The 20,968-nt window shown below is 65.2% G+C and carries 21 protein-coding genes; 6 read left to right on the top strand and 15 right to left on the bottom strand.

Features of this window, described 5'->3' with window-relative positions:
* Nucleotides 1-102 precede the first annotated feature (102 nt).
* Together pnp and rpsO are read right to left on the bottom strand one after the other, a co-directional pair.
* The gene (pnp, locus tag QPK27_RS05205; protein ID WP_290417142.1) at nt 103-2,205 is read right to left on the bottom strand and encodes a polyribonucleotide nucleotidyltransferase; all 2,103 of its coding nucleotides are present in this window, start codon (nt 2,203-2,205) and stop codon (nt 103-105) included.
* A 167-nt stretch (nt 2,206-2,372) separates the two neighbouring features.
* Nucleotides 2,373-2,642 (bottom strand): 30S ribosomal protein S15, encoded by a 270-nt coding sequence (rpsO, locus tag QPK27_RS05200; protein ID WP_005666365.1) that lies wholly within the window; start codon nt 2,640-2,642, stop codon nt 2,373-2,375.
* 208 nt (nt 2,643-2,850) lie between these two features.
* Here rpsO and QPK27_RS05195 point away from each other — a divergent pair, with 208 nt between their 5' ends.
* Complete coding sequence (locus tag QPK27_RS05195) at nt 2,851-3,342, top strand: hypothetical protein (RefSeq protein ID WP_290417141.1); 492 nt, start codon at nt 2,851-2,853, stop codon at nt 3,340-3,342.
* 36 nt (nt 3,343-3,378) lie between these two features.
* Here the strand turns inward: QPK27_RS05195 and QPK27_RS05190 are convergent, their stop codons facing one another.
* From QPK27_RS05190 to QPK27_RS05145, 10 genes are all read right to left on the bottom strand, one after another.
* Nucleotides 3,379-4,290, bottom strand: a complete 912-nt coding sequence (locus tag QPK27_RS05190) for an alpha/beta hydrolase (RefSeq protein WP_290417140.1) — start codon at nt 4,288-4,290, stop codon at nt 3,379-3,381.
* Nucleotides 4,291-4,431: 141 nt separating this feature from the next.
* A complete protein-coding gene (pssA, locus tag QPK27_RS05185) occupies nt 4,432-5,286 on the bottom strand; it encodes a CDP-diacylglycerol--serine O-phosphatidyltransferase (RefSeq protein ID WP_290417139.1) in 855 nt (284 codons plus the stop codon).
* 156 nt (nt 5,287-5,442) lie between these two features.
* Nucleotides 5,443-6,210 carry an SIMPL domain-containing protein gene (locus QPK27_RS05180; RefSeq protein WP_290417138.1) on the bottom strand — a complete coding sequence of 256 codons (768 nt, stop codon included), beginning with the start codon at nt 6,208-6,210 and terminating at the stop codon, nt 5,443-5,445.
* A gap of 315 nt (nt 6,211-6,525) precedes the next feature.
* Complete coding sequence (gene ilvC / locus QPK27_RS05175; protein WP_290417240.1) at nt 6,526-7,626, bottom strand: ketol-acid reductoisomerase; 1,101 nt, start codon at nt 7,624-7,626, stop codon at nt 6,526-6,528.
* Between the two features lie 15 nt (nt 7,627-7,641).
* A complete protein-coding gene (gene ilvN, locus QPK27_RS05170; protein ID WP_027867685.1) occupies nt 7,642-8,133 on the bottom strand; it encodes an acetolactate synthase small subunit in 492 nt (163 codons plus the stop codon).
* A complete protein-coding gene (locus tag QPK27_RS05165; RefSeq protein WP_374047013.1) occupies nt 8,133-9,881 on the bottom strand; it encodes an acetolactate synthase 3 catalytic subunit in 1,749 nt (582 codons plus the stop codon). The genes ilvN and QPK27_RS05165 overlap by 1 nt, the downstream gene beginning before the upstream one ends.
* A 433-nt stretch (nt 9,882-10,314) precedes the next feature.
* On the bottom strand, nt 10,315-11,190 hold the full coding sequence (locus QPK27_RS05160) for an ABC transporter permease (RefSeq protein WP_290417136.1): 876 nt from the start codon (nt 11,188-11,190) through the stop codon (nt 10,315-10,317).
* Entirely contained in the window at nt 11,187-12,026 is an 840-nt protein-coding gene (locus QPK27_RS05155) for an ABC transporter ATP-binding protein (RefSeq protein WP_290417135.1), read from the bottom strand. Before QPK27_RS05155 ends, QPK27_RS05160 begins: the two co-directional genes overlap by 4 nt.
* A gap of 2 nt (nt 12,027-12,028) precedes the next feature.
* Nucleotides 12,029-13,042, bottom strand: coding sequence for an ABC transporter substrate-binding protein (locus QPK27_RS05150; RefSeq protein ID WP_290417134.1), 1,014 nt, complete (start codon nt 13,040-13,042; stop codon nt 12,029-12,031).
* Between the two features lie 12 nt (nt 13,043-13,054).
* Nucleotides 13,055-13,930, bottom strand: a complete 876-nt coding sequence (locus QPK27_RS05145) for a TauD/TfdA family dioxygenase (RefSeq protein ID WP_290417133.1) — start codon at nt 13,928-13,930, stop codon at nt 13,055-13,057.
* 217 nt (nt 13,931-14,147) lie between these two features.
* Here QPK27_RS05145 and QPK27_RS05140 point away from each other — a divergent pair, with 217 nt between their 5' ends.
* The 5 genes from QPK27_RS05140 to QPK27_RS05120 all read left to right on the top strand — a co-directional run bounded on the left by QPK27_RS05140 (nt 14,148) and on the right by QPK27_RS05120 (nt 17,460).
* Nucleotides 14,148-14,720, top strand: a complete 573-nt coding sequence (locus QPK27_RS05140) for an RNA polymerase sigma factor (RefSeq protein ID WP_290417132.1) — start codon at nt 14,148-14,150, stop codon at nt 14,718-14,720.
* Nucleotides 14,717-15,115 carry a DUF3619 family protein gene (locus QPK27_RS05135; RefSeq protein ID WP_290417131.1) on the top strand — a complete coding sequence of 133 codons (399 nt, stop codon included), beginning with the start codon at nt 14,717-14,719 and terminating at the stop codon, nt 15,113-15,115. Before QPK27_RS05140 ends, QPK27_RS05135 begins: the two co-directional genes overlap by 4 nt.
* The gene (locus QPK27_RS05130; protein WP_290417130.1) at nt 15,112-15,870 is read left to right on the top strand and encodes a DUF3106 domain-containing protein; all 759 of its coding nucleotides are present in this window, start codon (nt 15,112-15,114) and stop codon (nt 15,868-15,870) included. Before QPK27_RS05135 ends, QPK27_RS05130 begins: the two co-directional genes overlap by 4 nt.
* Nucleotides 15,857-16,375, top strand: a complete 519-nt coding sequence (locus tag QPK27_RS05125; protein ID WP_290417129.1) for an RDD family protein — start codon at nt 15,857-15,859, stop codon at nt 16,373-16,375. Before QPK27_RS05130 ends, QPK27_RS05125 begins: the two co-directional genes overlap by 14 nt.
* 110 nt (nt 16,376-16,485) lie before the next feature.
* The gene (locus QPK27_RS05120; protein WP_290417128.1) at nt 16,486-17,460 is read left to right on the top strand and encodes an SDR family oxidoreductase; all 975 of its coding nucleotides are present in this window, start codon (nt 16,486-16,488) and stop codon (nt 17,458-17,460) included.
* 16 nt (nt 17,461-17,476) lie between these two features.
* Here the strand turns inward: QPK27_RS05120 and QPK27_RS05115 are convergent, their stop codons facing one another.
* The 3 genes from QPK27_RS05115 to ltaE all read right to left on the bottom strand — a co-directional run bounded on the left by QPK27_RS05115 (nt 17,477) and on the right by ltaE (nt 20,968).
* Nucleotides 17,477-19,075 (bottom strand): choice-of-anchor I family protein, encoded by a 1,599-nt coding sequence (locus QPK27_RS05115; protein WP_290417127.1) that lies wholly within the window; start codon nt 19,073-19,075, stop codon nt 17,477-17,479.
* 160 nt (nt 19,076-19,235) lie between these two features.
* The gene (locus QPK27_RS05110; RefSeq protein ID WP_290417126.1) at nt 19,236-19,937 is read right to left on the bottom strand and encodes an RNA pseudouridine synthase; all 702 of its coding nucleotides are present in this window, start codon (nt 19,935-19,937) and stop codon (nt 19,236-19,238) included.
* Complete coding sequence (ltaE, locus tag QPK27_RS05105) at nt 19,934-20,968, bottom strand: low-specificity L-threonine aldolase (RefSeq protein WP_290417125.1); 1,035 nt, start codon at nt 20,966-20,968, stop codon at nt 19,934-19,936. The genes QPK27_RS05110 and ltaE overlap by 4 nt, the downstream gene beginning before the upstream one ends.

Below are 20,968 nucleotides of genomic sequence, written 5' to 3'. Positions count from 1 at the left end.
ACGACCTTTCGGCGTGAAGAAAAACGCGCATAAAAAAACCGCCAGGCTCACGCACTGGCGGTTTTTAACGAAGCGGCGAACCGCTATCGGCTAAGCGACATATTACTGCGCCGCGCCTTCGACCGGATCGGCCGCCTTCATCGACAGCTTCAGACGACCGCGCTCGTCGGTCTCCAGGACCTTGACGCGCACTTGCTGGCCTTCTTTCAGGTAATCGGCCACGGCGTTCACACGCTCGTTGGCGATCTGCGAGATGTGCAGCAGGCCATCTTTACCCGGCATGACTTGCACGATCGCGCCGAAGTCCAGCAGCTTGAGCACGGTGCCGTCGTAGGTCTTGCCCACTTCGACCGATGCGGTCAGCTCTTCGATGCGGCGCTTGGCTTCCTGGCCGGCGGCGGCGTCGACCGAGGCGATGGTCACGATGCCTTCGTCGGTGATGTCGATCTGGGTGCCGGTTTCTTCGGTCAGCGCGCGGATCACGGCGCCGCCCTTGCCGATCACGTCACGGATCTTTTCCGGGTTGATGCGGATGGTGATCAGGCGCGGTGCGAAGTCCGACAGTTCGGTCTTCACGGTCGGCATGGCCTTCTGCATTTCGGCCAGGATGTGCTGGCGGCCGTCCTTGGCTTGCGCCAGTGCGACCTGCATGATTTCCTTGGTGATGCCCTGGATCTTGATGTCCATCTGCAGCGCGGTGATGCCCTGCGCGGTGCCGGCCACCTTGAAGTCCATGTCGCCCAGGTGGTCTTCATCGCCCAGGATGTCGGTCAGGACCGCGAACTTGCCGCCTTCCTTGATCAGGCCCATGGCGATACCGGCCACGTGCGCCTTCATCGGCACGCCGGCGTCCATCAGTGCCAGGCAGCCGCCGCAGACCGATGCCATCGACGAGGAACCGTTGGACTCGGTGATTTCCGACACCAGGCGCACCGAGTAGCTGAAATCTTCCGGGTTAGGCAGCGCAGCGACCAGCGCGCGCTTGGCCAGGCGGCCGTGGCCGACTTCGCGGCGCTTCGGGGTGCCCACGCGACCGGTTTCGCCGGTGGCGAACGGAGGCATGTTGTAGTGCATCATGAAGTCGTCGGTGTACTCGCCCATCAGCGCGTCGATCTTCTGGCTGTCGCGCGCGGTGCCCAGGGTGGCGACCACCAGGGCTTGCGTCTCGCCGCGGGTGAACAGGGCCGAGCCGTGGGTGCGCGGCAGGACGCTCGAGCGGATCGAGATCGGACGCACGGTGCGGGTGTCGCGGCCGTCGATGCGTGGCTCGCCGTCCAGGATCTGCGAACGCACGATCTTGGCTTCCATGTCGAACAGGATGTTACCAACGTCTGCTGCGTCAGCGGCTTCGCCGGCGGCGGCCAGGTCGGCCATCACTTCCGACGACAGCGATTTCAGCTTCTGCTGGCGCGCCGATTTTTCGCGGGTCTGGTAGGCGTCGCGGATCTTGGCGCCGGCCAGTTCACCGACGCGCGCGATCAGCGCTTCGTTCTTTGGCGCCGGCGCCCATTCGACTTCCGGCTTGCCGCCTTCGGCGACCAGGTCGTGGATCGCGTCGATCACGACCTTCATCTGGTCGTGGCCGAACACGACCGCGCCGAGCATGACTTCTTCGGACAGTTGCTGGGCTTCCGATTCCACCATCAGGACGGCGGTTTCGGTGCCGGCCACGACCAGGTCCATCTGCGAGGTCTTCAGCTCGGTGGTGGTCGGGTTCAGGATGTACTGGCCGTTCGCGTAGCCGACGCGCGCCGCGCCGATCGGGCCGTTGAACGGGATGCCGGCGATGCACAGGGCGGCCGAGGCGCCGATCATCGCAGGGATGTCCGGATCGATTTCAGGGTTCACCGACAGCACGTGGATGATGACCTGGACTTCGTTCAGGTAGCCTTCCGGGAACAGCGGGCGGATCGGACGGTCGATCAGGCGCGAGGTCAGGGTTTCCTTTTCCGAAGGACGGCCTTCGCGCTTGAAGAAGCCGCCCGGGATCTTGCCGGCGGCGTAGCTCTTCTCCATGTAGTCGACGGTCAGCGGGAAGAAGTCCTGGCCCGGCTTCGCGTCTTTCTTGGCAACCACAGTAGCCAGCACGACGGTGTCTTCGACCGACACCACGACGGCGCCGGATGCCTGGCGCGCGATTTCACCCGTCTCCAGGGTGACAGTGTGTTGGCCGTACTGGAAGGTTTTCGTAACTTTGTTAAACATGGGGATTCCCTTTCATTTTGCCGACAGATTTTCAGGGGCTGTCGTTCACCTCACCACCGGCCGCCGCGTCGGCGGCGACCTTGCCGCGTCAAACGGTAGAAAACAAAAATGCCCGCGTCAGTGAACTGGCGCAGGCATTTTCGTGACTAAACCGTCTGGCGCAATGATTACTTACGCAGACCCAGCTTGGCGATCAGGTCGCGGTAACGGTTCAGGTCCTTGTTCTTCAGGTAAGCCAGCAGGCTCTTACGACGGTTGACCATCATGATCAGGCCGCGGCGCGAGTGGTGGTCCTTCTGGTGGGCCTTGAAGTGACCGTTCAGTTCGTTGATGCGTGCGGTCAGCAGTGCAACTTGCACTTCCGGCGAACCGGTGTCGTTCTGGCCACGTGCGTTGTCCGCGATGATCGCGGCTTTGTTGATGTTTTCTACGGACATGATATTACCTTTCACATGCGGTGCAAGAGTCGGAACCCGGCGCACCGTGATTGTTCAAATTGTCTGTCGGGATTCGACAGACCGGCAAGTATAGGGCAAAACGGCGACGGTAGCCAGTATTTACCGACGCGGGCGGCGCTGTTGTCACGCCGATTGCTGTATTTTTGGCTATGCTGGCAACACCACCACGGGTGACACGATGAAAAACATGAACAAGATTGCATCATTGGCAGCCGTCGTGCTGCTGTCCGGCTGCGCCGCCATGCTGCGCCAGGCCCCGAATCCGGGCGACCCGGCCGAGGTAGTGCAGGCGAAAATGGGCACGCCGACCGGCACCTACCAGGACGGCGACCTGCGCGTGCTGGAATACGCGACCGGACCGATGGGCCAGTACACGTACATGGCGCGCCTGGGACCGGATGGCCGGCTGGCGTCTTACGAGCAGGTGCTCACCAGCGAGAAATTCGCCACCATCAAGATCGACCAGGCCACCCATGCCGACGTGCTGCGCACCGTCGGCCGCCCGGCCGAGCGCTCGCGGGTGGCAATGAACAACTACGAGGTCTGGTCCTACCGTTATAAAGAAGCCGGCGTGTGGAATTCGCTGATGCACGTGCACTTCGACGGGCAGGGCGTGGTGCGCCAGATGCTCAACGGGCCGGACCCGATGTACGAGCCGCGCGACCGCGGCCGCTGGTGACGCCCTGCCCGGCCGGCGCCAGGCGCATCGGCTCGCTTATTTGCCGGCGCCAGGGCGTGGCGCCGTGCGCCCGCCGTCGCTGCTGACGAACTCGGTCACTGCCTTCAGGCTCGGCGCCAGGCGGCGCAGCGTCGACGACAGGGTCGCCACCAGTGTGTTGTGGTTGACGCGGTCATAGTAGATCTCGCGCACCGGCACCTGGGCCGCGCGCAGGCGGTCGGCCAGCACGCCGGTATTGCGCTGCGGGTCGACCAGGTCGTCCTTGTTGGCGGCGATCAGCAGCGCCGGCAATGCGCCCTTGTGCACGTGCGCCAGCGGCTGCGAGTCAGGCGGCGTGTCGGGGTAATTGAATACCGGACGCGTGGTCGGGTTCTGCACCGGCAAGAAGTTATACGGCCCCGCCATCCCGATCCAGCCGCGCAACCGGGCCGGGTCGCCGCCCTGGCGGCGCAGCCAGCGCGGATCCAGCGCCAGCATCGCCGCGTTGTAGGCGCCGGCGCTGTGGCCCATCAGGTAGATGCGCTTCGGGTCGCCGCCATAGGCCGCGATCTTGCGCTCGGTCCAGGCCACCGCGCGCGCGCTGTCGTCCAGGAAGTCGGGATAGCGCACCTGCGGATACAGGCGGTAGTCGGGAATCACCACCACGAAACCGCGCGCGGCCAGGGCATGGCCGACGAAGGCGTAATCCTTGCGCTCGCCGCTGACCCAGTTGCCGCCGTAGAAGAACACGATCACCGGCGCCCGCTCGGCGCCGCTCTCGGGACGGTAGATGTCGAGCGTATAGCGCGGGTTGGCGCCATAGGCCGCGCTGGTGGTGGTGCGATCGGCGCCGCTTGGCGACACGACATTGACCAGCGCCAGCGGCGAGCAGCCGGTCAGGAAGCCGGCCAGCAAGCTGGTCAGAAGCAGGACGAATGCGGCACTGGCCGCGCGGTAGAACGTTCTCATCGGGTGCGATCGGAGCTGGTCACGACCCGAGTATATCGGGCCGGACCATCTCATAACACATTTGAACTGAAGAAATTATATGAAGACGGGCCAGGGCGACCCGCCAGTGCGCCGCGCGCACTTTATTATCCAGGGCAGCGCTCAGCGGCGTACGCCCTCTTCCTCATCCTTGTCGAGCGGGATGATGCTGACGCGCTTGCCCTTGGCTTTCTGCCACACGTACACGGCGTAGCCGGACAAGCCATAGATCACGAAGATCGGCCACAGCACCTTGGGCGGGTCGATCGCCAGCAGCGCCAGCACCAGCGCGATCAGGAACACGGCGATGAACGGCACCGACTTCTTGAAATTGACGTCCTTGAAGCTGTAGAACGGCACGTTCGAGACCATGGTCAGACCGGCGAACACGGCAATGCACCAGGACACCCAATCGACCTTGCGCGCGCTGACGCTGATGTCGGGGTCGGTCATCATCATGATGAAGCCGACCACCAGCGCCGCCGCGGCAGGGCTCGGCAAGCCCTGGAAGAAGCGCTTGTCGACCACCTCGATATTGGTGTTGAAGCGGGCCAGGCGCAGCGCGGCGCCGGCGCAGTAGATGAAGGCCGCGATCCAGCCCAGCTTGCCGAGGCCACGCAGCGACCATTCATAGATCACCAGCGCCGGCGCGGCGCCGAACGAGACCATGTCGGACAGGCTGTCGTACTGGGCGCCGAATTCGGACTGGGTGTTGGTCAGGCGCGCGATGCGTCCATCCAGGCCGTCGAGCACCATGGCGATGAACACGGCCCAGCAGGCGTGCTCGAAACGCTGGTTCATGGCCATGACGATGGCGTAAAAGCCGCAGAACAGCGCGCCGGTAGTAAACGCGTTCGGCAGCAGGTAGATGCCGCGTCCGCGCTGGCGGTCTTCGGCGCGGCGGCCGAAGCGTTTCAGGCGGGCGAATCGTGGCGTCTTTGGTGCCCCTGGTGTTCTTCTTCGTGGAAAGGTTGGCATAAGCAGTCACATTCAAGTAAAGCGCCCTGGGGACATTCCCCCGCCGGGCATTTCCCCCATTATAGAGGCGAGGGCAATTGTTAGCTAACCAATACCCTAGCGCGACTGGCAAAGCGGTGGCGCTTACTTGAACTGAGCAGCAACCGGTGTCGGCCGTTACTTGAACTTGACCTTGCCCACCAGGCGCATCTGCAGCGTGGTTTCGCCAGGCTCGAAGCTTGGCTCGCTCATCGCGTCGCCGCTCTCGCGCTTGGCGCTCATGCGCATCATGGCCGGGGCGGCCTGGTTGTCGCCTGCGTAATTGCCCGAGCCCTCGAAGTCGACCGTGTCGAGCACGGCGTCGCCCGGCTGGCGGCCCATGGCGCGCGCGATCGAGACGATGCGCTCGTTCAGGTTTTTATACGTTGCGGCGATGCGCTGGTCGTCCAGGCGTTTTTCGGTTTCCGGGGTCAGGCCGAAATCGATGTTATTGATCTGCAGAACCTTCTGGGCGGCGGCGGCGGTCTTCGGCAGCGCGGCCAGGTTGGTGGTCTTGACTTCCAGGTACTGGCCGACGCGCCAGGCGATCGGCACCGGCTTCACCGGCGCGCGCGTGGTCGGCTGCGGCATCGGCGGCACTTCCGGGTAGACCGGGTAGGTGTAATAACCCTGGGTTTTCAGCTGGGCGTTGGGGTCAAGGCGGCGCACGATCTCGGTGCCTTCCTTCATCTTGCGGTTGACGCGGTCGGCGGCGGTATTCTTGTCCTTGTCGTGCTCTTCGACGGCGAAGATCACGGTGGCCTGGTCGTTGGCGTGTTTCACTTCGCCAAAGGCCGGGACCACGACCATGGTGCCGGCGGTGGATGGCGCCGGGGCGGTTTGCGCGTGGGCGGCACTGAAGGCCAGGACCAGGGCGGCGGCGACGATGGATTTTGCGAAGGCCATTTATTATTCTCCAAGTAAGTTGCGACGAATGTCTGACTTGGTTTATACGATAGCGCCCTCGGGGCTTCTATCGGGAATTTGTAATGGACAGTTGCAAATGAGTAGCTTTTGAAATGGGTGTCTCCAATTGTCGCCAGCCCTTCGGGAGATATACCAGCTACGCATCCGTTGGCCACTATCCCAAAAACCGTCATCCCCGCGCAGGCGGGGACCCAAGTTTACTTTGCATGCCACTTACGTTGAACGAAGTGGCGGCGCAACGGACTTGGATCCCCGCCTGCGCGGGGATGACGGTCTCAAAGATAACTAAATATCTCAGTTCTTCGACTGATCCACCAGCTTGTTCTTTGCAATCCACGGCATCATGCCGCGCAGCTTGGCGCCGACTTCTTCGATCGGGTGCTCGGCGGTCAGGCGGCGGCGCGAGATCAGGGTCGGGGCGCCGGCCTTGTTTTCCAGGATGAAGCTCTTGGCGTATGCGCCGGTCTGGATGTCCTTCAGGCACTGGCGCATCGCTTCCTTGGTCTGCGCGGTCACCACGCGTGGGCCGGTCACGTACTCGCCGTACTCGGCATTGTTCGAGATCGAGTAGTTCATGTTGGCGATGCCGCCTTCGTAGATCAGGTCGACGATCAATTTGAGCTCGTGCAGGCATTCGAAGTAGGCCATCTCGGGTGCGTAGCCGGCTTCGGTCAGGGTCTCGAAGCCCGCCTTGATCAGCTCGACCGCGCCGCCGCACAGCACGGCCTGCTCGCCGAACAGGTCGGTCTCGGTCTCTTCGCGGAAGTTGGTCTCGATGATGCCGGCACGGCCGCCGCCGTTGGCCATGGCGTACGACAGCGCGATGTCGCGCGCCGCGCCCGACTTGTCCTGGTAGACGGCGACCAGGTGCGGCACGCCGCCGCCCTGGGTGTAGGTGCCGCGCACGGTGTGGCCCGGCGCTTTCGGCGCGACCATGATCACATCGAGGTCGGCGCGCGGCACCACCTGTCCATAATGCACGTTGAAGCCGTGGGCGAAGGCCAGCACCGCGCCCTGCTTGGCGTTCGGCTCGACGTTCTGCTTGTAGACGTCGGCGATGTTTTCGTCCGGCAGCAGGATCATGATGACGTCGGCGGCTTTCACCGCCTCGTCGACCTCGGCCACCTTCAGGCCGGCCTGCTCGACCTTGCCCCACGAGGCGCCGCCGCGGCGCAGGCCGACGGTGACGTTGACGCCCGATTCGCTCAGGTTCTGGGCGTGCGCGTGGCCTTGCGAGCCGTAGCCGATGATGGCGACGTTCTTGCCTTTGATGAGGGAGAGGTCGCAGTCTTTGTCGTAGAAAACTTTCATTTGGGTGTCCTGTATCTGAATATCGTTATTGGTGTGCGGGCGTAACGCGTCGGCGGCACAGCCGCCAACCCTACGTCCATCAATTTTTTTTGGTGCCGGTCAGACTTTTAGAATGCGTTCGCCGCGGCCGATGCCGGAGCCGCCGGTGCGCACGGTCTCGAGGATCGAGGCGCGGTCGATGGCGTCGATGAAGGCGTCCAGCTTGCTCTTGGCGCCGGTCAGCTCGATCGTGTAGGTCTTTTCGGTGACGTCGATGATGCGGCCGCGGAAGATGTCGGCGGTGCGCTTCATTTCTTCACGTTCCTTGCCCACGGCGCGGACCTTGATCAGCATGAGCTCGCGCTCGATGTGCTGGCCCTCGGTCAGGTCGACCACCTTGACCACCTCGATCAGGCGGTTCAGGTGCTTGGTGATCTGCTCGATGATGTCGTCCGAGCCGGAGGTGACGATCGTCATGCGCGACAGGGTCGCGTCTTCGGTCGGCGCGACCGTCAACGTTTCGATGTTGTAGCCGCGCGCCGAGAACAGGCCGACCACGCGCGACAGCGCGCCGGCTTCGTTTTCAAGAAGGACAGAGATGATATGGCGCATCACAGATCCTCCGAACCGAGCAGCATTTCATTCAAACCACGGCCGGCCTTGACCATCGGCCACACGTTCTCGCTCTGGTCGGTGATGAAGTTCATGAACACCAGCCGGTCCTTCATGGCAAAGGCTTCGCGCAGCGAGCCTTCGACGTCGGATGGCTTTTCGATGCGCATGCCGACGTGGCCATAGGCCTCGGCCAGCTTTTCGAAGTCCGGCAGCGAATCCATGTACGACTCGGAATAGCGCGAGCCGTAGTCGATCTGCTGCCACTGGCGCACCATGCCCAGGAAGCGGTTGTTCAGGAGGATGATCTTCGGCGTCAGGTGGTACTGCTTGCAGGTAGCCAGTTCCTGGATGCACATCTGGATCGAGCCTTCGCCGGTGACGCAGGCCACGGTCGCATCCGGATTGGCCATCTGCACGCCCATCGCGAACGGCAGGCCGACGCCCATCGTGCCCAGGCCGCCGGAATTGATCCAGCGCCGTGGCTTGTCGAACGGGTAGTACTGGGCCGCCCACATCTGGTGCTGGCCGACGTCCGAGGTGATGAAGGCGTCGCCATCAGTCACCTTGTGCAATTGCTCGATCACCGATTGCGGCTTGATCAGGGTGTCGGAACCGGCGTACTTGAGGCAGTCGCGGCCGCGCCATTCGTCGATCTGCTTCCACCAGCCCTGCAGCGCAGTCGTGTTCGGCTGCACGTTGCCGGCTTCCAGCTGCGACAGCAGTTCGACCAGCACGTCCTTGACGTTGCCGACGATCGGGATGTCGACCTTCACCCGTTTCGAGATCGATGACGGGTCGATGTCGATATGGATGATCTTGCGCGGGTGCGAGGCGAAGTGCTTGGGGTTGCCGATCACGCGGTCGTCGAAGCGGGCGCCGATGGCGATCAATACATCGCAGTGCTGCATCGCCATGTTCGCTTCATACGTGCCGTGCATGCCGGGCATGCCGACGAAGTGCGGGCTGGACGAACGCGAGGCGCCCAGGCCCATCAGCGTGTTGGTGATCGGGAAGCCGAGCTTGTCGACCATGCGGTTGAGCTCGTTCGAGGCATTGGCCAGGATCACGCCGCCGCCGGCATAGATCATCGGCCGCTCGGCGTTCTGCAGCAGCGCCACCGCCTTGCGGATCTGGCCGGCGTGGCCCTTGTCCACCGGGCGGTAGGAGCGCATCTCGATTTCGCGCGGATACTCGTACAGGCACTTGTTGACCGTGATGTCCTTCGGGATGTCGACCAGCACGGGACCGGGACGGCCGGTGCGGGCGATGAAGAAGGCCTTCTTGATGGTCGATGCCAGCTCGCGCACGTCCTTGACCAGGAAGTTGTGCTTGACCACGGGGCGGGTGATGCCGACGGTGTCGCATTCCTGGAACGCATCCTGGCCGATCGCGTGGCTCGGCACCTGGCCCGAGATCACGACCATTGGCACCGAATCCATGTACGCGGTGGAGAGACCCGTGACGGCATTGGTGACGCCCGGACCGGACGTGACGATGGCGACGCCGACGGTTTGCGAGCTGCGCGAATAGGCGTCGGCGGCATGTACCGCGGCCTGTTCGTGGCGCACCAGCACGTGCTGGAATTTATCCTGCTGGAAAATAGCGTCGTAGATATAGAGGACCGCGCCGCCCGGGTAGCCGAAGACGTGCTTGACGCCCTCTTCCGCGAGACAACGCACCACTATCTCAGCGCCCGTGATGGGGACTGTTGCCCCGGGGACGGCTGAATCGTTACTCATGTTCATTCCTTTCAAGACCCAGAGGGAGATTGATCGGATGCCCGTTCCTAACGATATGCGTCGTGCACTACGACCCCTCAGGCTTCCCTTCTTTCTGCGTGCACGCCGATGTTTCAGGACGCCGTAGGGTCCTTACGCACTGGCGCTGGGCGCAACTCGTTCAGCGTGAGTGTTTGTAGTGGACGGTCGCATCTCTCGCGCTTGTGGCGCGGGTCGGAGCAAACTGCCTACAAATGAAAGCGTGTCACAACCGGGCCTGGCCTTGTGTGCCGGGTCCGGATGACGTGGTTGCCTTGGGGGTGCAAAGCGTGGGGAACACCATACCGCGCCGCACCATTTTGGTCAAGAAGGAAAGATATAAATCGCCGCAAGCCCGAAAATGGTGCAACAAATTTGGCTGGATGTCGGCAATCTGCGTGTTTTTTGCTTTCGCCGGCTATCAACGCTGCATGCCCCAGCGCCGCACGGTGACCCGTTCCAGCGTCTGGAACACGAAGTGCTCGATCGCCAGCCCGATCAGGATCACGGTCGCCAGCCCGGCGAACACCTTATCGGTGAACAGTTCGTTGCGGCTCTGGAAGATGTACCACCCGAGTCCGCCCTGCCCCGAGGTGCTGCCGAACACCAGCTCGGCCGCGATCAGGGTGCGCCAGGCGAACGCCCAGCCGATCTTCAGGCCCGACAGGATAGCCGGCAGCGCCGCCCGGATCAGGATCTGCAGCACCATGCGCAGACCGCCCAGACCGTAGTTGCGGCCGGCCATGCGCAGCGTCTCGGGCACGGCGCGAAAGCCCGCGCTGGCGTTGAGCGTCAGCGGCCACACCACCGAGTGCACCAGCACCATCAGCAAGCTGCCCTTGCCGAGCCCGAACCACAGCAGCGCCAGCGGCAGCAGCGCGATCGCCGGCAGCGGGTTGAACATCGAAGTCAGGGTGTCGATCAGCTCGCGCCCCAGGCGGCTCGACACCGCCAACCAGGTCAGCAGGAAGGATGCGCCCACACCCAGCACGAAGCCCTGGGTCAGCACCGCCAGCGACACCGACACGAACCCGATCAGTTCACCTGAGCGCAGGCCGTCGACAAAGGCGAGCGCGGTCTGCCAGGCGCCGGGCAGCAACAGGTCGTTGCCGAACCAGCGCGCCGCCGCTTCCCACAGCAGGGCGATGACGAGCAGGATCGCCGGTTTGCCGGCCCAGCCGAGGCTCGGGAGGGGAAACGGCGTGCGCCGTGAATCGATTGTCGCGACGGCAGGCGCGGCCGGGCGCGACGGCAACACGTATTCGGCCCGGATCGGCGGTTCGCGCAGCGCCGTCATGGATGCACCGCCACGGCTGGTTGCAGCGCCGGCTGCGTTTTTTCGACACCTTCTTCAACACCGAACAGCAGATCGTGGATGCGCTGGGTCGCGCCCTGGAACTCCTGGCTGCCGGCACTGTGCAAGCTGAACTGGTGGCTATTCAGCTCGGCCCGCACACGCCCCGGATGCGGCGACAGCAGCAGGATGCGGTTGCCCACCACCAGCGCTTCCTCGATCGAGTGCGTCACGAACAGCATCGTGAAGCCGATCTCGTCCCACAGCGACTGCAGCTCTTCCTGCATGCTGCGCCGGGTCAGCGCGTCGAGCGCGGCGAACGGCTCGTCCATCAGCAGCACTTCCGGCTGCATGGCCAGCGCGCGCGCGATCGCCACCCGCGCCTTCATGCCGCCCGACAGCGTGTGCGGATAGGCGTCGGCAAAGCGCGCCAGCCCGACCTTGCCCAGCCAGTGGCGCGCGCGTTGATCCGCCTCGGCGCGCTTGACCCCACCGGCCAGCATCGGAAACATCACGTTCTGCCTGACCGTCTTCCACGGCGGCAGCTGGTCGAATTCCTGGAACACGACGATGCGGTCCGGCCCCGGTCCGGTGATCGGCTTGCCGGCCAGACTGAGGCTGCCGGCGCGCGGCTGGATGAAGCCGCCGACCGCTTTCAACAACGTCGACTTGCCGCAGCCCGATGGCCCCAGCAGCACGAAGCGGTCGCCGCGCCATACCTCGAAGCTGGCATCGTCCAGCGCGCGCACGACGCCGCGCTCGCCCGCATATTCCAGGGTCACGTGCTCGGCGCGCAGCAAGGGTTCGGGCCGGTTTTGCACCAGGTTCAATGGACTCATGATCAGCTCCCCGAAGCGATGGCGGGATGGACAAAGAAATAGTCTTTCCAGCTGGCCGGCTTGTTGCGGATCGCGCCGACCTGGTGCAGGAATTGCGCCAGGCCCAGCGTGTTCTGTGGCGCGACCCGGAACTGCACCTTCGGGTCCTTGATAATTTTGAGCACCAGTGCGCGGTCGGTGTTGGCCTTGTTGACGCGCAGGTAGCTGTCGGTGGCGGCTTCCGGATTGGTGGCGATGATCTGCGCCGCCTCCGTCAGCGCGTCGAGGAAGGCGCGGTAGGTCTTGGGGTTTTCCTTCACGTACTTCTCGGTGGCATACAGCACCGTCGCCGAGGCCGGCCCGCCCAGCACCTGGTACGAGTCGAGCACGACGTGCGCGTTCGGGTTGCCGCCCAGCTCCTGTTCCTGGAACGGTGGCCCGCCGAAGTGGGCATTCAGCTCGGTCTTGCCGGCAATCAGCGCCGCGGCAGCGTCCGGATGCGGCACGGCCTGGGTGATCGGATCGAGCTTCTTGAACTGCGCCACGCCCCACTGTTTTGCGGCCGCCATCTGCAGGATACGCGCCTGCACCGACACCGTCACCGCCGGCAGCGCGATGCGATCCTTCGGACCGAAGTCGGCGATGGTCTTGACCGCCGGGTTGGTGCTGACCAGGTAGTAGGGGAAGCTGCCGAGCGAGGCCACGCCGCGCACGTTCTGGCGTCCCCTGGTGCGGTCCCAGATCGTCATCAGGGGACCGACGCCGGCGCCGGCGATGTCGATCGAGCCCGACAGCAGCGCATCGTTGATCACGGCGCCGCCGGACAATTTGACCCAGTCGACATCGATATCGACGCCCTGCTGCTTGCCGTGCTTTTCGATCAGCTTCTGGTCCTGCGCCACGTTCAGCAGCAGGTAGACGATGCCGAACTGCTCGGCGATGCGGATCTTGCCTTCGGCCTGGGCTGACGACGAAAACGCCAGCGCCAGCGCTGCACTGGTAGCAGCGATGGCGGCGAACTTTTGAATGGTGGTCATGGAATCCCTCGGTCAGAACGGAACGTCGCCCGCGATTGTGGTGCGGTACAGCTTGCGGCGCAGGTGGTCCGGGCAGCCGGCCGCCAGGTGCATCAGCGAGCGGTTGTCCCAGAACACCATGTCGTGCGGCTGCCATTGGTGCCGATAGACCAGCTCGGCGCGGGTGCTGTGCTGGAACAGCGCGTCGAGCAGCTCGCGGCTGCGTTGTTCGGACACGCCGAGGATCCGGGTCGTGAAATGCTCGCTGACGAACAGCGCGCGGCGGCCGGTCTCGGGATGGGTGCGCACCACCGGGTGGCGCACCGGCTTGACTTCGTCGATCTGGGCTTGTGTCAGCCTGGGCCGCCAGGGATTACGCCGGCGCAGGTCTTCGTAGCGCGCCAAATACCAGTGTTCGGCCTGCAAGCCTTCGATCTCGCGTTTCAGGTCGTCGGGCAGCGTGTCCCAGGCCGTGTGCTGGTTGGCGAACAGCGTGTCGCCGCCCTCTTCCGGCAACTCCTGGGCGTGCAGCATCGAGCCCAGGCTCGGCGTCTCCTTGTACGACAGGTCGGAATGCCACAGGTGGCCGGCGTCGCCCAGGCCGATCGGCGCGCCGTTTTCGCGGATGTTGGAGATGATCAGCACCTCGGGCTGCTCGGGCAGCTGGAACTGGCGCAGCACGTGGATCTGCAGTTCGCCGAAGCGGCGCGAGAACGCCACCTGTTGCGCCGGCGTGATGTGCTGGTCGCGGAACACCAGCACGTGGTGGCTCAGGTGGGCGCGGTGCAGGCGTGTGAAATCGCCGGCGCCGAGCGGGTGCGACAGGTCGAGGCCGATGACTTCGGCGCCGAGCGCGGCGCCGGGGAAAGGATGGATGGCGAAATCCTGGCGAATGGTGTCGAGAGGCATGTTCGAAATGGCGTGGCGTATGGTCGTGTTGGCAGAATATCCACGCACTCGGAGCCTGGAAACGAATGAATTCGCCTATCGACATGCGTTTTTCGCGCCGCACTCCGCCAGGGCGCCGCAAGTGTCGTCTGAGCGATTCCGGTGCAACCGATGGCGTTTTTTGCTAGGATTCGTAAGTTTTCCTTAAAGCACGAGACGCGCGCTTCCCTGAACCCGCATGGCCACAGACAAAGAACTTAACGACTTCCTCGAGAATGTCGAACGGCGCGCGTTCAAGCAGGCGGTGTATGCGGTGCGCAAGGACGAGTCGGCACTGGACATCGTGCAGGACGCCATGATCAAGCTGGCCGAGAAATACGGCGACAAGCCCGCCGCCGAATTGCCGATGCTGTTCCAGCGCATCCTGCAGACCACCATCCTCGACTACTTCCGCCGCGAAAAGGTGCGCAACACCTGGGTCAGCCTGTTCTCGGGCTTCGGCCGCGGTGGCGGCGAGGACGATGATGACTTTGATATACTTGCCTCATACGAAGCCGAGGAAGGCTCGGCTGCCGCAGAATCGACTGCCGATCAGCTTGAGCGGGCACAAACCTTGCGCGTGATCGACGAAGAAGTACAAAAGCTCCCCGCGCGTCAACGGGAAGCCTTCCTCATGCGTTACTGGCAGGATATGGACGTGGCCGAGACGGCTGAAGCGATGGGATGCTCTGAAGGCAGCGTCAAAACCCATTGCTCGCGAGCCACCCACGCCCTCGCCGAAGCGCTCAAGGCCAAGGGAATCACATTATGAACACCGACGACATCAATCTGGCGTACAAGATCCGCCACGCGCTGGACCAACAGCTCGACACCCTGCCAGCCTCGACCACCGACCGGCTGGCCGCCGCACGCGCGGCCGCGCTCGCGCGCAAGAAGCCGGAACCGGTCAAGGTCCAGGGCTGGCGCGCCGCCGGCGCACGCCTGAGCGCGCTGTTCGGCACGCCGGCGATGTCGCGCCTGGCGATCGCCGTGCCGCTGCTGGCGCTGGTGATCGGCTTCGGCGGCGTGTACCAGCACGAGCAGCAGCAACAGATCGCCGAACTGGCCGAACTCGACGCCGCCGTGCTGGCCGACGAGCTGCCGCTGACCGCCTACCTCGATCCCGGCTTCAGCGCCTACCTGGAGTCGCAGCAGCGCCGGCAATGACCAAGAAGACCGTTTCGAAGTCCCGCTTTCCCGTGTTGCGGACGGTGGCCGGCGTGCTGGCCGCCGGCGCCATCGCCTGGGTGATCGTCGACCGCTTCGAAACCCCGGCCGTGATCCCTACCGTGGCCGACGCCGTCAGCGGCGCGCGCCCGCTGCCGAAGACCCTGGACAAGCCGCTGTGGCGCGACCTGAGCAGCAGCCAGCAAGTGGCGCTCGCCCCGCTCGAGCCCGAATGGGACCGGATGGAAGGCCTGCGCAAGCGCAAGTGGATCGAGATGTCGTCCAGATTCGCCTCGCTGCCCTCGCTTGAGCAGCAGCGCGTGCACGAACGCATGCGCCAATGGATGCGCCTGACGCCCGAGCAGCGCGAACGCGCGCGCGAAAACTACAGCAAGACCAGTCGCCTGGCCCAGGGCGACAAGGCCGCCGATTGGGAAAACTACAAGCAATTGTCGGCTGACGAGAAACGCAACCTGGCGCGCAGCGCCGGCGCGCGCAAGCCGGCCCCGGCCGCCGCGCCGGAAGCGCCGGCGCTGGTCGTGCCGATGCCGTGTCCGCCGAACACCACCCGCCGCGGCGCCGAATGCATCGTGATCGGCGCGCCCGAGGCCGCTGCGCCGGCCGCGACCGCGTCGACGCCTCCGGTCCCCAGCCCGGCTCCGGCTGCGCCCCCCGCACCTGCCGCACCGACACCGGCGGCGCCCGCTGCCGCCCCCTCTTCCTCCGCAGCCCAGGCCGCGAATGCGAGCAACTGAGCCGGCCACCGCCGGCGTGCCGGCACTCCATACGCCAACGCTCAAACGCCGCCTGACGGCGATGGTCTACGAATTCTTCCTGCTGTTCGCCGTCGAGATGCTGGCGGTGCTGATCTATATCCTGGCCACCGGCAACCGCCAGGAACCGCTGTTCCAGCACGGCCTGAAACTGTTCCTGTTCCTGGTCACCGGCGCCTACTTCACCTGGAGCTGGACCAATACCGGCCACACGCTGGCGATGAAGACCTGGCGCATCCGGGTCGTGAAGCCCGGCCACGCGCGCCTGCCGTGGCGCGCGGCCATCCTGCGCTACCTGCTGGCCTGGGCCTGGTTCGCACCGGCGCTGCTGGTGTGCGCCGTGTTCGGGCTGCATGCGCGCGGCGAAATCGCGCTCGCGCTGCTGGTCGGGGTGCTGGCCTGGGCCATGACCGCCCTGTTCGACCGCGATCGCCAGTTCCTGCACGACCGCCTGGCCGGCACGCGGCTGGTCGCGATTCCCAGGTAAGCCCGGCATCACCGTAAATTTCCGCTAGGCACGCGCGTGCGGCGTTCGTTCAAATACTGAAATAATCGCTGGGAAGGAAACACATTCCCACCATTTCAGAAAGGATGAATATGACCTATTCGACACGTCGCGTCGTCATCATGGGCGCCTCGAGCGGCATCGGCGCCGCTACCGCCATCGCCTTCGCCCGCCAGGGTGCGCAGCTGGTGCTGGGCGCACGCGGCAGGGAAGGACTGGAAGACGTGGCCTGGCGCTGCCGCCAGGCCGGCGGCACGGCCGAGATCAAGACGGTCGACGCCACCGACGCCGACGCAGTCGCCGCGTTCGCCCGCTTCGCGCGCCGCACGCTGGGCGAGATCGACCTGTGGTTCAGCAACGTCGGCGCGGGCGTGGTCGGCAAGTACGCCGACGTGCCGCTGGCCGACCACCACCGCGTGATCGAGACCAACCTGATCACCCACATGAACGACGCCCACGCGGTGCTGCCGATCTTCCTGGAGCAGGACCACGGCATCTGGGTCAACATGATTTCGGCCGGCGGCTTCGTCGCTTCGCCCTATGCCGCAGCCTATTCGGCCAGCAAGTTCGGCCTGCGCGGCTTCAGCGAAGCGCTGCGCGCCGAAGTCGGCGACAGGCGCCATATCCACGTGTGCGACGTCTATCCCCTGTTCGTCGACACGCCCGGCTTCAAGCACGCCGCCAACTACACCGGCGCGCGCATGAAATTCCCGCCGGGCGTGCTGGCGCCGGAAACGGTGGCCGACGCCGTCGTCGAGCTGGGACGCCGTCCGCGCGCCACCACCGCGGTGGGCGCGCCGGCGAGCGCGCTCAAGCTGAGCGAGTTCGCGACCCCGCACCTGGCCGCGGCCGGGATGCACCGCTTCCTGAGCGCGTGGTCGAAAAAGGCCAAGCGCACGCCGGTGACCGAGGGCGCGCTGTACGCACCGACCGCGCGCGCCGACGGCTTGTACAGCGGCCAGCGCGGCCGCCATGACAGGTCGGGCGGCCGCAACAAGGGCTTGGTGATCGGCGCCGCCGTGGTCGCGGCGGCGCTCGGCGCGCAGCTGCTGCGCAAGCGCGGCTGAAGCGCCCGGCCTGCGCTTACTCGAAGCGCAGGTTGATCTGCATGACCGCCGTCGTGCCGCTGACTTCATTCCCCACGATCAGCAGCGGTTTGCCGTTGGGCGACTTGTCGGCTGGGATCAGGGTCAGGCCTTCCGGTCCCAGGTCGCCCTTGTCGCCGTCGCGTGTGTTCAGGTAAGTCACGAACGACGCCGCCGACGGCTTGCTGACGTCGTACACCATCACCCCACCCACGCGCTCCAGGCCGATGAAGGCATAGGTCTTGGCGCCGAACTTACCCACCACTACGCCTTCCGGCTCCGGCCCCTTCGAGGCGCTGCGGCCGTCCAGTTCATTGTTGTCGTTGCTGGCGTTGAACTTCACGTTCGGCAGCGCCTTGGTGCGCTGTTCGAACTCGTCGCCCGAATCGTAGACGCGGGTGATGTCGGTGTTCCAGATCGAGAACGAGCGCGCGCCGAAGGCGTACAGCTCGGTGCACTGGCCCGCTGCGTTCTTGCCCGTGCTGCCGCCGTTCGGCGTGGTCGTGATGCGCAGGCGGCCCAGGTTCGAATCGAGGATCAGATTGGCGGCGTCCGGGAACACGGCCGGATCCAGGCCGGCGGTGCAATGGGCGCGCACGCGCGTCTCTTCGTTGAAGCCCGGCCAGTCGGCGCGCGCGTCGCCCTCGTTGGCGGTGATCAGGTAGCGCACGCCGTCCACGCTGTAGCTGGCGATGGCGTCCGGCAGGTACATGCCCTTCACCGGCTGCGGCGCGATCTTCACGCTTGGCGAACCGCTGTTGGTATTGGCGCCGCCGTCTTCGTCCGACGCGTCCAGCCCCATGCCGGCGACGTTATGGTTCTTGAAGCCGAGCGGCTTGACTGAGGTGATGCGGGCAGCCGCCACGTCGATGGTGGCGATCGCATTGTTCTCCTGCAGCGTGGCCCAGGCGGTGCGGCCGTCGTCGCTGACCGTAATGTATTCCGGCTCGAAGTCCTGGGCCGCGCTGGCGCCCGGACCGAAGATGCGGATGCCCTGCGCGCGCAGCGCCGCTTCCTGGCCGTTGAAGCTCTTGAAGTCGGCGCTGGCGACCGATGGCGCGCCGCCGCGATTGACGGTGATGATGCTGATCGAGCCTTCGGGATCGACCGCGCGCTCCACGCCATAGCCGCTTGGCTCGCCTTCATTGGCGACCAGCACCTTGCTGCCGTCCGGCGTGAACACCAGCATGTCGGGCAGTGCGCCGACTTTCACGCTGTTGACCAGCTTCAGGTCGGCCGCGTTGTAGAACGCCACCGTGCCCGGGCTGGTCTTGGGCGCGGCTTCGATCGCCAGCGCCACCAGGCCGTCGTGCACCGCAACGCTGTTCACGGCGGCGCCCATGCTGCCCACGCTGATGGTGCCGACGCGCTTGGGCGAGCCTGGCGCGGACAGGTCGAGCACGTCGACCGTGCCGTTGGCGCCGTTGACCACGAACAGGCGCTTGCTGGCCGCGTCATAGGCGGTGATCTCGGCTGCGCCGACCGCGCCGCCATCGAAGCTGCCGATCTTCTCCATCGCCAGCGTGGTCGGCGTCGGATCGTCGTCGTCGCCGCCGCAGGCAACCAGGGTGCAGGCCAGCGCGATGGCGCTCAGCATGGGAAGGAACTTCGAAGGGGTGACGAGGCGATGCGGCATGGTTGTCGATTTCTCAAGGATGAAAAACCGACAGCATAAGGATCGATCATGACAGCGATATGACGCATCTTGTCGCTGTCATGATCGACGCGTTCAGGCCTTGCCGGGCATGGCCGGAAAACTAGAAACGCTCGACGTCGCGCAAGAAACGCCAGCCGCCGCTAGGGACGCCGCCCATCGAGATGCGGCCGATGCGCAGGCGCCGCATCGAGACCACGGACAGGCCGACGTCGCCCAGCAAGCGCGCGATCTGGCCGCGCTGGATGTTCTTGCCGGCGATGCGCAGGCGCGTCTCGTTCTGCCAGCTGGCCTTGAACATGCGATTGAGCTTGTCCAGGCCACCGTCGGCCAGTTGGCCATCGACTTCGACCACGTATTCATACTCGTTGCGCGGCGCGTCTTCGACCAGTTTGCGCATCACGCGCCAGTCCTGGCTGAACACCACCAGGCCGGACGCGATGTCTTCCAGCGGCGTGGCCGACTGCAGCTTGAACAGATGGCGGCGCAGGAACGGCTTGCCGCGCCCGTTCTCCAGCACCTGCGTCTCGGCGTTCAGGCCCGCCAGCGCATCGTCCATGCTGACCCCGGCCGCCTTGTGCAGCAGGATCGTCACCGGCTCCGGTTCCACCGGCGTGGCGCCCGGCAGCAGCACGACTTCCTGCGCCGGCGTGACGCGGCTGGCCGGATCTTCGGCCAGCACGCCATCGACGCTGACCCAGCCGCCGGCGATATAACGCTCGGCGTCCGCGCGCGAGCACGCCGCAATGTCGGCGACGCGCTTGGCCAGGCGGATGCCGTCATCAGGTTTGATCGCGTCGGTCATGCGCGCCAGTCCGAAAAGAACGTGCTGAACACGTCGACCGTGTGCGCCACGTCGGCGGCCGAGATGTCCAGGTGGGTCACCAGCCGCATTTTCGGGCCGACGGTGGCGCGGATGCCGGCGCGCTCGAGCGCCTGGCGCAGCGGCGCGCAGGCGGCGGCCGGCACGTCCATCCAGAAGATGTTGGTCTGCGGCGTCGTGACCTTCAGCTGTTCGATCCTGGCCAGGCCGCGCGCCAGTTCGGCCGCGTTGTCGTGGTCCTGCGCCAGCAGCGCCACGTTGTGCTCGAGCGCGTAATGCGCGGCGGCGGCAATCACGCCGGCCTGGCGCATGCCGCCACCCAGCATCTTGCGCCAGCGCTTGCCCTGCTCGATGAAGCTTTTAGGCCCCAGCAGCACCGAGCCGACCGGCGCGCCCAGGCCCTTGGACAGGCACACCGAGACGGTGTCGAAGCCTTTGACGGCATCGCGCAGGCTGATGCCCTGCTTGACCGCGGCGTTGCAGATGCGGGCGCCGTCCAGGTGCGTGGCCAGGCCCTTGCTGTGCGCCAGCGCGGTCGCAGCAGCAACGTACTCTTGCGACAGCACACGGCCGCCGACGGTGTTTTCCAGCGCCAGCAAGCGAGTGCGCGCGAAGTGCATGTCGTCGGGCTTGATGTAAGCCTCGATGTCGCTCAGAGCGATCGAGCCGTCCGGCTGGTTGGCGATCGGCTGCGGCTGGATGCTGCCCAGCACCGCGGCGCCGCCGCCTTCGTACTTGTAGGTGTGCGCTTCCTGGCCGACCAGGTACTCGTCGCCACGACCGCAATGCGTCATCAGCGCGATCAGGTTGGTCTGGGTGCCGCTCGGCGCGAACATGCCGGCTTCGAAACCGAACAGGTCGGCCGCGTAGTCCTGCAGGCGGTTGACGGTCGGGTCGTCGCCGTACACGTCGTCGCCGACGTCGGCTGCCACCATGGTGGCGCGCATCGCGGCGCCCGGCTGGGTGACGGTGTCGCTGCGCAGGTCGATCCAGCGTTGCTTGTTCTCGTTCAT

The sequence above is a fragment of the Massilia sp. YIM B02443 genome (assembly GCF_030411955.1).
GTDB lineage: Bacteria > Pseudomonadota > Gammaproteobacteria > Burkholderiales > Burkholderiaceae_D > Telluria.
This window is presented reverse-complemented; position numbering and strand designations above follow the sequence as displayed.